This is a genomic window from Pantoea osteomyelitidis, assembly GCF_044342975.1.
Lineage (GTDB): Bacteria > Pseudomonadota > Gammaproteobacteria > Enterobacterales > Enterobacteriaceae > Pantoea > Pantoea osteomyelitidis.
Genome location: NZ_JBGFSN010000002.1, coordinates 227462 through 238075, shown reverse-complemented (window position 1 = coordinate 238075; position 10614 = coordinate 227462). Strand labels below are relative to the sequence as shown.

Annotated in this window: 8 protein-coding genes; all 8 read right to left on the bottom strand. The window is 57.6% G+C overall.

The features are described from left to right. On the bottom strand, window positions 1-290 hold a 290-nt coding region (locus ABU178_RS02275; RefSeq protein ID WP_397211558.1), incomplete at its 3' end, for a DUF3304 domain-containing protein. Window positions 291-380: 90 nt separating this feature from the next. Then, the gene (locus tag ABU178_RS02270; RefSeq protein WP_397211585.1) at window positions 381-1160 is read right to left on the bottom strand and encodes a DUF4123 domain-containing protein; all 780 of its coding nucleotides are present in this window, start codon (window positions 1158-1160) and stop codon (window positions 381-383) included. A gap of 2 nt (window positions 1161-1162) precedes the next feature. Continuing rightward, window positions 1163-3544, bottom strand: a complete 2382-nt coding sequence (locus tag ABU178_RS02265) for a type VI secretion system Vgr family protein (protein WP_397211557.1) — start codon at window positions 3542-3544, stop codon at window positions 1163-1165. Further along, window positions 3541-6195, bottom strand: coding sequence for a type VI secretion system ATPase TssH (gene tssH, locus ABU178_RS02260; RefSeq protein WP_397211555.1), 2655 nt, complete (start codon window positions 6193-6195; stop codon window positions 3541-3543). Before tssH ends, ABU178_RS02265 begins: the two co-directional genes overlap by 4 nt. Window positions 6196-6380: 185 nt before the next feature. Next, window positions 6381-6872, bottom strand: coding sequence for a type VI secretion system effector Hcp (gene hcp, locus ABU178_RS02255; RefSeq protein ID WP_397211553.1), 492 nt, complete (start codon window positions 6870-6872; stop codon window positions 6381-6383). Between the two features lie 4 nt (window positions 6873-6876). Next, complete coding sequence (locus tag ABU178_RS02250; RefSeq protein ID WP_397211551.1) at window positions 6877-8589, bottom strand: OmpA family protein; 1713 nt, start codon at window positions 8587-8589, stop codon at window positions 6877-6879. Further along, entirely contained in the window at window positions 8586-9275 is a 690-nt protein-coding gene (gene tssL, locus ABU178_RS02245) for a type VI secretion system protein TssL, short form (RefSeq protein WP_397211549.1), read from the bottom strand. The genes ABU178_RS02250 and tssL overlap by 4 nt, the downstream gene beginning before the upstream one ends. Beyond that, window positions 9272-10612 (bottom strand): type VI secretion system baseplate subunit TssK, encoded by a 1341-nt coding sequence (gene tssK, locus ABU178_RS02240; RefSeq protein WP_397211547.1) that lies wholly within the window; start codon window positions 10610-10612, stop codon window positions 9272-9274. The genes tssL and tssK overlap by 4 nt, the downstream gene beginning before the upstream one ends. Window positions 10613-10614 lie beyond the last annotated feature (2 nt).

Below are 10614 nucleotides of genomic sequence, written 5' to 3'. Positions count from 1 at the left end.
TATTTTTTCCTATCTGCGAATCCAGGAAATCCATCCATATCTCCCACCCCAGTTTCCCAGTCAACTTTTACCGTCATACCCGGCCGCCATTTCGGGGGCACGCCGTAACAGCAACCCCCGCCGCCCCCCTGATACGGCCCGATAATGTCAATGCCCGACTGGCCGTCAACGCTGAAATGGTTGATTGCCCATCTGGTATGGTTAACGGCTTCAAGGGTGCCCGCCAGGGCTGCCTGGCTGCCGGTGACCAGCAGCAACGCGCCGAGCGTTACGGCATATGTTATTTTCATCTGATATTCCTTTATTTAAATGAACGGCTCACGTGCATCCTGCTCAGCCATAACTGCCCCCTGAAAGCAGGCCGCATAATAAGACAGCATTCAGGCTTTGATACGATGTCGTTCTGCCAGCGTGTTTATCACCCATTCCTCTCGCTCTTTATCCAGAAGGATCCCTTTTTCTGTTGCAGAAAGCGTAGCTTTGAAGCAGGCCAAAAACTGTTCCTCCCGGGAGGTAAACCATGCATCAGGAATGTCCCGGTGGCGAAGAAACAGCTTTACGTCGCAAATACACATCAGGGCTTCAAACTGGTCATCGCTTAAGGCGATTTTCTGACACTTTTCCTTTTTTCGGGGTTGTGAACCGTTACCGCTCAGCAGTACAAGCCTGTCGTCACGATCCAGCCAGCTCCAGAAAAGTGCTGGACGTTGCAGTTGGGCCTGCTGTTCAGGTGTCAGAATATCGGAAAACAGAAAAGGGAAAATTCGCGTATCAAAGTATCGAAACAGGCCCGCACGTTCCTCATGCGTCGCATCGATACAGTCTGTTAACCATTTAGCTAACGCTGTGAAAGGCCACAGGGAACAGATCGCCAGCAACGGAGCCGTTTCTTTTGCTGTCTGAGCCAGCTCAACAAACCACTCTCTTTGTAAGGGATCATCTAATGTGATCCGAACCAAAAGCGGCGCCTCTTCTTGCAACATTTCCTCCGGCAATCCCTGGTAAAGAGATTGCCATTTAAGAGGCGGTGAAAAATCCCGGAGCGCAGGGATGATTGAAAAATTGATACCACACTGGTCGACAATAAAATCAAGGTGGTTCGTTTCAATATCAGCACAAGCATGCTGAAGCTTGCTCGCCCAGTCTGTTATGCCGGTCATGCTCAACTATGCCTCCTTGGCACAAATCCTTGTGCCAGATCCTGTGCCTTTTTCAGACACTCTTTACACACTGACGAAGGCAGTTCAGGCAGGGGATAATCCTCGCCTGCCGGACCCAGCAGCTTATGCCGCCCCTTCAGACTCAGCAGACCCGGACCATGAACGTGAATTTCTCCCTGCGGGGTAAGCTGAATGTAAGCGCCCCCGCAGGCAAGCGTAAGCCCGTTCTTCGCCGTTAGCTGCAAATGCCCCTGCGTGGATTGCACCGTGACATCTTTCAGGGACGTCAGCGACAGCGTGTCCGCGTGGGACTCCACCGCCAGCGGCCCTCTGGCGGATACCAGCCGCATCCCTTCCTGTTGGGCAAGGATTGAGACTGTCTGTCTCGCGTTCACCGAACAGCGCTGTGCTGTGCTGATATTGACTTCGCCCAAGCTCTGCAGATACAGCCCTTTCCCGCTGTGCATCAGGGTCGTTTCCGGCGTGACGCCGGCAATGCCTTTCGGCGCAGACATCAGCAGGGTCGGTTCTTTAAGTTCACTGGCACCGGAAACAAATTCTCTTAATGGCTCAGCATCAGGGGCAACGTTGTGGTGAGTCTGCGTAACAGCTCCCCATCCGGTCACCTGATTTAGCGCCCCTTTTAACAAACTGATGGCCGACCGCATCTCCAGCACCTGACCCTGTGCCTTTGTCTGGCCGTCAGCCGTGATAAATATCCCTTTCTGCGCTCGTATTACGCCCCACGCATCGGTTCTCAGCTCAAAGCCCTCGCCGCGCTTCTGTTTCTCGCTGTCGACAAGGTGACCGAGGTTCAGCTGGCTCTTGCCGCCGTACTCTGTGGAAATCTTGATATGCTCTTTTCCGCGCTCATCGTCGAGGCGGATTTTGTTGTTCGCCGGGGTGCGCAGCACGTTGCGTTTGTAGTTACGGATGGTGACGGGGTCGCCGTGCGCAGAGTCGTGCAGCACGCCTGCGATGTACGGCCGGTCCGGATTCCCGTCCTCAAAACCAATCGCCACTTCGGTTCCGGCCAGCAGCGGCAGGTGCAGCCCGTAGGTGTCACCGGCATAGGGGCGGGACTGACGCACCCACAGACTCTCGAATCCCGTCTCCCAGTTATCACGGTCAAACAGTATATTGACGCGATAGCGGCCATCTTTATCGATGTGGCCGTAGATGTCATTTTCGGTGGTGCTGGTCACACGCGCAGGCAGCGTACCGGCCATCACCGGGCGTGAGCCTGGCTCAGGGCGGAAGCTGAAATCCGGGCTGTCCGGGATACCGTCAAAACTGACGCCGAAGTCTTCATCACGCCGCGCATGGCTGCGCATCGCCGTCACGACCACGCCTTTAGTGAACACCTCCGCCACTTCATAACCACCGGTGACTTTCAGCAACATACCCGGAGAGAGGGTCGGACAACTGGTAATGGCACGGGTTTGTGTCTGGCCGTTCAGGTAGCGCTCATGACGAATGCGGGCGTAAAACGCCCCGGACTCCGGTGCCGGATTGCGGTCATACGCGCTGCCCGGCCCCAGCCAGTTATCAGCCCAGTGATAAGCCTCCCCGTACGTGGTAGCATCGCCCCGGGTCACATCAACCTGACTGTTCATGTCGTCCGTGGCCTGGCGGTAGTTGTAATCACGGGTACTGACCTGTTTTTGCACCACAAGGTGACGGCTCTCCATCCCCCACACCGAGTCCACGCCTTCCGAATGCTGGCCCGACGGCGGCACCGATGGCAACGTCAGGCCTTTCTCATAGCCCTGCCGGCTGTCGTAAAACTCCACCACATCGATGTTCAGGCGTGTGTCGGTGGTAAAGCGGAACCAGATACCCACTTCACCCAGCAGGCGGGTGATAAAATGCAGGTCGTCCTCACCGTACTGCATCACCTGCTCACGACGGGGATAGGCCCGAGTCAGTGTAAACAGGAAATCCTGGCCGCGCATGTTGTGCCGCTCGCGCAGGATTTTTTCCACGATTTGCGGAACGGACATGTCCTGATAAATGGCATTCTGATGCGAGCGGCTGAGCAGGGCCAGACGTGGCCGGAGCGTCAGGGCATAACGGGTTTCATCTTTTGAGGTGCTGAGTCGTTCAAAGCCGCTCACCACCCCCTGACTCACCCGCACCGGCTGCTGCATTTTAATACCGAAACCCTGGTCCACCGGCACCTGCAGCGTCAGGGAGGCGGCTTTCATCAGTATCATCTCTTTGCTGATGGCATGGTCTGCGCTGGTGAACTCAATACGGTAGCTGAATGGCTGGCTCAGAGCCTCATCTCCTTCAAACGCCAGCACGTCCATGCCGGAGTCACACCCTTTCACCGCCAGCAGATGGTGGCTGTGGCTGAATTTTATCGGGGGATGGTTGCTCATGCGTTCACTCCCTGTATCCGGTCAAATTCCAGCCCAATACCCTCTTCTTCACTCCAGCCGAGCGTCAGGGATTGCGGTTTTTGTTTCGCGGCCATATGGGTCAGCAACTGCTGGCTCAGCACCGGCAGAATTTGCTGGTTGAGCAGGCTATCGACGTTTCTCGCGCCGGTGTCCGGCAGCAGGCAGGCGGCGGTCAGCGCGTCATAAAGCCCCTCGTCAATATGCATGGTCAGGCCGTAGTGACGATGTAAACGCTTGCTCACCTGTGCAAGCTTCATCTCCACGATAGTACGCATCGCTGCTTCGGCTAAAGGACGGTAAATCACCGTCTGGAAACGAGCCAGCAGCGCGGGCTGGAAGTGGTCGCGCAGGATCGGGTGCAGCAGTTTCTGCATATCGCTTTCTGTCGCGTCCGGCTGTTCGTCCAACAGTTGCATCAGAGAGTCGCTGCCAAGATTGGAGGTCATCAGAATAACCGTGTTGCGGAAGTCGATTTCGCGTCCTTCGCCGTCGCGCATAAAGCCACGATCAAAAACCTGATAAAACAGGTTCATCACGTCGCGGTGCGCTTTTTCCACTTCATCCAGCAGTACCACGCTGTACGGGCGCTTGCGTACGGCCTCGGTCAGAATACCGCCCTGACCATAGCCCACGTAGCCCGGCGGTGAACCTTTCAACTGGGAAACGGTATGCGGCTCCTGGTACTCCGAGAGGTTGAGGGTAATCAGCGACTTTTCACCGCCGTACATCACATCCGCCAGTGCGAGCGCAGTTTCGGTTTTACCGACGCCACTTGGGCCGACCAGCAAAAACACGCCCTGTGGGCCATTCTCGGAAGTGAGACCGGTTTTCGCCGCACGCAGACGCCGGGCAAGGGTGCCGAGCGCCACATCCTGGCCGATCACGCGTTTACCGATTTCGTGTTCCAGCCTTAGCAGTTCGGTTTGCTCATCTTTCATCAACGAGAAAAGCGGTACACCCGTCCAGTCGGCAATGACGTTGGCAACGGTGCGCACATCGACGTCCACCGAGAGCAGCGGGTTGCTGTGCTGTATGCCGTTTAGCTGCTGTTGTAGGTCACGGGTTTCCTCCTGACGGGAGATGTCCTGGCGGCTTTCCAGCAACTGTTCTGTGAGTCTGCGCTGCTGGTCATACTGCGTTTTCAGCTCGTCGAGTTCGACGATGAGGATATTCTCTTCCTGCTCAATGGCGGCCAGGCGTTCATCGTGATTCTGATTGCCTACGGCAATGTCTTCCAGCAGCGCCTGCTTTTCCATTTCAAGCGCGGTCATCTGCGCGTGGATGCGGGTCAGCTGTTCCGGCACGGTGTCGAGACTCATGCTCACGCGGGCAGAGGCGGTATCCAGCAGGTCAACGGCCTTATCCGGTAACTTGCGCCCCGTCAGATAACGGCGCGACAGCGTGACGGCGGCACGCACAGCATCGTCAGTAATGTGTACGCCGTGGTGTTCGGCGTAGCGGGATTTCAGGCCCCTGAGCATCAGGCAGGCGGTATCATCATCTGGCTCGTCCACTTTTACCCTCTGAAAGCGACGCTCCAGCGCAGCATCGCGTTCGAAGTACTGCTTGTATTCACTCCAGGTAGTGGCGGCGATGGTGCGCAGCTCGCCGCGCGCCAGCGCCGGTTTCAGCAGGTTCGCTGCATCCGCGCCGCCGGCCTGGTTGCCTGCGCCGATGATAGTATGCGCTTCGTCAATAAACAGCAGGATGGGCGCCGGTGACTGCTGTACCGCCTCAATCACGTTTTTCAGGCGCTGCTCAAATTCGCCTTTTACGCCCGCCCCTGCCTGCAACAGACCCACATCGAGGGTACGCAGGGCAACAGGTTTAAGTAATTCCGGCACATTGCCTTCGACAATACGCAGCGCCAGCCCTTCGACCAGCGCGGTCTTGCCCACGCCTGGCTCGCCGACCAGGATTGGGTTGTTCTTGCGGCGACGGGAGAGAATATCCACCATCTGACGAATTTCAGTATCACGGCCAAACACCGGATCGATATTGCCGGTTTTCGCTTTGGCGGTCACATCGAGGGTGAATTTATCCAGCGCGTTCTGCAGTGCCGGATCCAGTTCACCATCTTTCAGTCTGGCCCCGGCCGGGCGACCGATAAATTCCACCTCTCCACCATGACTTTGCGCCAGCTCAGCTTCCTGCTGTACATCCGGGCGCTCATCCGATTGTGTATCCAGCAACGGGCGCAGGCGTTCCAGTTGGCTCTGGCCAAGCGTTAATAATGGCCACAGTCCATCACAGCGAGCCAGGTTAGGTTTCGCGACCAGCGCCATCAGCAAATGAATGCTACGGATCTGTTCTTCATTATTCAGAGAGGCAATCAGCCAGGCTTCCTGCATAAGTTGCTGAATGTAATCTGACAATTGCGGACGGTGGCGCACCGAACGCGGTTGTTTGTCCAGCCAGCCCAGCAAATCCTGCCAGATAGCATCCATGTCCCATTCATAGCGACGCGCTAGCACCGTCAGGTCCCCTTCCCCCTGCTCCAGCAGTTTCAGCAACCAGTGCTCCGGCAGGATCTCTGCATGGGCGCGAGTCTGGCACAACGAGGCCGCCCCCTCCATCGCACGGGCACAATAGGGATTCAGACGGCGTAACAGGATGGCTGGATTTTCCATTTCTCGGTGTTCTCTCTGTTCGGTTGATTCGGGACACGCTACCGCCCTCGCCGTTTCCTGTTGTTCAGGAGACCAGAGTGCGCGAGGTCAGGCAGGCAGATTGTGAATCTCTTTGCTGAAAGCTCGCACAGGCAGGCGTTCAGCAAAAAGAAAAAGCGGACAGAGAAGCTCTGTCCGCTTGCAACTTATGCGGTGGCGCGTTCGTTCCAGGAATCGGAATGAATGATGTTGCCGTCTTTGTAGGTCCAGGTGATTTTTTCGTAACGCAGCTCGATCTGCTCAAAGTGGTTGTGCTTCTCGAAAGCAGGATCCTTGATGTCATGCATCACCGGTGCCACTTTCACCACTTTCACGTTCTCGAGTTTGGTATTGAAGTACTCCACTTCCTGACCCGCGTCGTTGATTTTGTACCATTTGAATTCCGCAGACTTCAGGGTCTGGCCGGTAGTTACCGCCTTGTACAGATAGGGGCTGGCGGAGTCGATTTCCTTGGTAAACAGGAACGGCGTATGGATACGAGTTCCCGTCAGCTTGCCGGTGTTGTTGTCGGTCGGGATGTACAGGTTATGCTCCTGCGCCACCACCTCAATGCTGCCTTCACGATCCTGAACGTCCACAGACCCTTTGATGTCCGCGCCGCCGTCGTCTTTCAGCCAAAGATAAACAGGAATTGCCATGGAATTACTCTCCATTGTGTAGTGATGCGCCATCATCCTGTGATGACGCTAAGGTTTTGCCCGGTAGCTGGCAGGCATTCACCTGCGGAACCAGACTGATTTCGACACGACGGTTGAGGGCGCGCCCTTCCGGGGTGTCATTGGTTGCGACAGGGCGGCTTGCGCCATAGCCCTGTACTGCAAAACAGCTTTCCGGCACGTCACCGGTATCGCGCATCCAGCCACGCACCGCTTCAGCACGCTTCAGGGACAGCGTCTGATTCCGTTGTGGGTTGCCGGTGTTATCGGTGTGGCCAGCCACGACGATCAGCCAGCCCGGCTTCGCTTTGATGCCGACCAGCGAGTTGATAAGCTTTTTGGCGGAGCCGGTTTTCAGCACGGACTTACCGGAATCAAACAGCGACATGCTGTCGAGGCGAATGATTTTCGCTACCGGCTCTGGCTTTGGTTGCGGTTTTGGCGGCGCAGGGGGTGGCACATAGGAACGAATGGCATCCAGCACCGGCATGCGTAGACGCTCGCCCTGATACAGACCGAGTCGCATGCGAACCGGTTCGCCATTGCGCGCCCAGCCATCAAGTTGTGCGGCATCGTCGCGCAGCATCTTCACCGCATCGGCTTTCGGGCCATAGTTATCCATAGAGATGCGGTCGTAGCGGGCAATATCGAAGCTCACGCGGTGAAGCAACTGGCGGTTGTTCCAGCCGCTGCTGAACAGAGCGGCAATGGCCGCTAGTGTGAACAGCCCCAGCGCACAGTGCCAGGCTCTGCCCCGTGGTGTCACTCCCTGGCCTTCCGGCAGCAGCGGCAGCACAAAATCCGGCAACAGCGACATCTCCGTGCGGTGGGTGCCCACCGGCTGCCAGCCTGCCACATGCTGCATCGCCGTATGCCGGGAGAGCCAGGCTGTCCAGAGGGATGACACGAGGCTTCCGGCAAGGATGGGCCCCATACCCCACAGCACAGCAGTGGGCGCAATCGCCGGGATATCGCGGTTCTCATCCATAAACACCGCTTCGACATGATGCCGGAACCAGCTTATGAAGCTGTTCATCACCACCTGCTGCTGCATGGCTATGGCACCGCCGGTGGCGACCCACGCTGCAATCGAGCTCGGTGCTGAAGACGCACGCCAGACACCAATACCATTACCCGGCATGGCCGCCTGCCATAGCATGTCGTTCATCATCGCGCCGCCCGCCTGACCGTTAAGGATCAGGGGCAGAGCTTGTCCGGTTGCACGACGCAGCTGGCTGATTTGCCAGCGCAAGGCCAGCAGGCAGCTGAGGAGCGCTTCACCGTCCGCATGCATCTGCGGACAGACGCTGACCATCACCGACAGCTGGCACCCCCAGCCCGGACGCTGCCGCAACAGCTGTCGCGCTACCTGCTCCAGATTCTGAGGATCTTCCACTCTAATCCAGCATCCCTGCGTAACGGTCAGCACCTGCGATTGTTCCGGCCAGGCCTGCGGCAGGTCACCACAGACAAGCACCACAGGCTGGCGATACGTCGTGTCCGGAAGATTTTCCAGAAGCAAAGCGACTTCATGCTCCACGCGACGGCTTGTGAGATACCCGATTGCGGTGATCAGTCCCGGCACGGCCAGCAGAATGAGCACCGACACCCTGGGTGTGACGGGCAGAAAACCCAGGCATACCATGACACTGAGCAGTGCGGCCCACAATGCCAGCCAGCACTGTTGTGCAGGATTCATTTCACCGCTCCCGGCAACAGGGTGGCCAACATCTGATCCAGCCAGCGATCAAGCCCCCACCACAGGGCAGCCAGCATCATCACGCTCAGCCCGATACGCACAGGCCACGATGCCAGCCAGCCGCCCAGTCCCCATCCGACGGGGCTTTCCGCCAGCACCGGATGAGTCTGCGGCCAGCTAAAGGGCGCGACATGTTCACTGAGTACGCTGACGAGCTTTTGGCGTTCCGGATCGTTCAGGGAGCGGAAGCTGCCAAGAAATCCCAGCATCATCACCCGCTGGAAGCAGGTCAGCACGGCATTGTCAGGCGCTGGCTCTCGCAGCACGTCACGCATCCGGTCGCAAAGGGTATCACCGGCATCCATGATGCCGAGAAAATGGCCCAACAGCGGGATGTCATACCACTGCACACAGGCATCGTCGTCCACGCCGCGGCCTTTTACCGCCTCATCAAGTAACGCGCACTGCGCCGTCAGGATGTGCTGACAACTGGCCTCATCCAGCCCGCTTGCTTTCAGCTCGCGCTGTACGCGCTCCACATCAGCAATACAGCGCTCCCACAGCACCCGCCCTTCTCCTTCCTGAAACTGAGGGCTGTGGCGCAGGCTGATGACTTGCAGCCAGGTGTTCTGCAACAGGACATCAATATCAATGGACGCAGCCGTGCCGCGTTTACGCTCACTCATGTTCTCAGTACCGCAAAGAGTTCAAGTTCAGGCTCGCCGAGCATGCCCGGAACATAAAACATGCAGCTGCCGCTCTGGAGCATTTCGGTGGCCAGAGGATGGGAGAGATCAAGGCTGAAATACTGGTTTTCCAGGCGCAGTGGAATAGCGGCAGGCACATGACGCAGCGGCATCAGTGGAACGCCCACACGGGAGGAGTTGACGATCCCTCGAACATGATCGGGACTGCCCGCTTTGCACTGGCGCGGGAACTGTTCCTGTAGCTGAGCCACCGGCATTGGTGAGCGAACAGAGAGATAGTAATCCGCCGCTTCGCGCAGACGAGGATCGTGCAGACGGGCCTGCCAGAAGTGAAGGCGCGGGTCATGCTCAAGCTCAATCGACACCACCCGTGATGGCAGGCTCGCTTCCAGCAGGTCGCCCAGTAAATCAAACAGAGGCGGGAACACGCTATTTAACTGCTCATGCTGCCAGGCCGGAATGGCACTGACCTGATGCTCCAGTGAGAACGTCAACAGGCTGCCAGCCAGACGGGCGAGTTCGGGATAGAGTCGTTCAGGTGGGCTTTGCAGGTTACGCTGAAACTGTCCGAGCACCGGCTCTGCGCTGTTCAGGGCATTCAGCAGCCAGAAGAGAGAAACGTCGGCGACGGCAAAATCCGCCATTCGCTCATTACTTTCACGGCGCATGGCCATCAGACGACTCAGACGGGCGCGCAGTTGGGTCATCAGTTGTTCCAGCTGGGTAACCAGCCAGCGGCTGCCCTGTAGCGCCAGTAATGGCGGCAGGAAGGTCTCATCCCGTGTCCAGGCGCCCTGCGAATCTTGCTGCAAACAGGCTACCGGGCAGGTGAGGTAATCACTGTTGTTCTGATGAGCAAAACGCAGGGTCAGCTCAGGCTGCATCACCGCAATCTGGCGGGTATCCTCGCCAAAGGTGTTACGCACATCCCGCCAGCGCTGGCGAAAGCGTACCGGACGTTCGGCGACTTCATCGGGCTTCAGGCAGTTGCCGCCATTAGCGCGCATCAGCGGCAAGGCCAGCAGCACCAACGCTTCATGCGATTCGCTCTCAAGTGAAAGGGCCGGCGGCAGCACATCGGCATTATTGGTATCTATCAGCGTGCCGTCCTGGAAGCGAACATGCAGATGACGGGCCTGTAAACGCCCCAGCTTTAGCGCATCCGGTTCAAACGAGGCCTCAATCACTCCCCAGGGGTGGTTGAGGCCCATCTGTGCAATACACTCAGCTGTCCAGGCCGCATACCCGGCCTGCTGTTGAAAATGCTGGGGGGAGACCATCTGGCCTCTTCCCCATAACGGTTGTTCCGTTTTCATTA